At 30.7% G+C, this 424-nt stretch carries 1 protein-coding gene; it reads left to right on the forward strand.

Annotated features, from left to right (window positions below):
- Nucleotides 1–25: 25 nt before the first annotated feature.
- On the forward strand, nucleotides 26–424 hold a 399-nt coding region (locus tag E4T68_RS09010), incomplete at its 3' end, for a helix-turn-helix domain-containing protein (protein ID WP_135126066.1).

Genomic DNA, 424 nt, shown 5'->3' on the forward strand with positions numbered 1-424 from the left:
AAACCAAATAGATAGGAAGATTTTCATGTCTGAAGTACATTATACCACAAAACGACACTATAAACACTTAAGTGATAAAGAAAGAAGTCAAATTGAAATATTATTAAACGAGGGCTATACTATTTCAAAAATTGCAACACTACTGAATCGCCATAAATCCACCATTTCACGTGAAATCAAACGTGGCTCTGTTCTACAAAAACAATACCTTTATGGCTATAAAGAAGTATTACAATCAACATATTTTAGTGATACTGCTCATCTACTATCTCAACAAAGAAAACAACACTCTACTAAGTGTTCTATTCGGCATAAACTATCTACACAGTTTATGTCACAATTGATTTCTACACTATCTCAAAAGATTAGAATACATAGTGTTGATTCCTTTGTTAATACTTATAAAAAGCAGCATTCTGATGAA

Origin of the sequence: Granulicatella sp. WM01 (genome assembly GCF_004570605.1) — a bacterium.
In the GTDB taxonomy this organism is placed as follows: domain Bacteria; phylum Bacillota; class Bacilli; order Lactobacillales; family Aerococcaceae; genus WM01.